General features: G+C 39.3%; 1 protein-coding gene. It reads right to left on the bottom strand.

Translation table 11 applies throughout. The features are described from left to right. Window positions 1–229: membrane protein insertase YidC (yidC, locus tag FHN55_RS22385; protein ID WP_139714580.1), on the bottom strand; the 229-nt coding region annotated here is incomplete at both ends.

Raw genomic sequence — 229 nt, 5'->3', positions numbered from 1 at the left:
GTGCCAGCCATCATCATCTTTTGCTGAATAAATGTTGTGACCCCTGCGACAAGTGGCAAGATGAAAAACGGATCTTTTTCACCTAAGTCAAACCATAAAAAATTATGGCGTGCAATTTCTTCTGTGCGCATAATAGCATGGTAAAATCCAATTAAAATCGGCATTTGAATAAATAGCGGCAAACAACCAGCTAACGGATTGACACCGTGTTTTTGGAAAAGTAACATCG

Origin of the sequence: Streptomyces sp. NP160 (assembly GCF_006335115.1) — a bacterium.
Taxonomy (GTDB): Bacteria; Actinomycetota; Actinomycetes; order Actinomycetales; family Quadrisphaeraceae; genus Quadrisphaera.
This window is presented reverse-complemented; position numbering and strand designations above follow the sequence as displayed.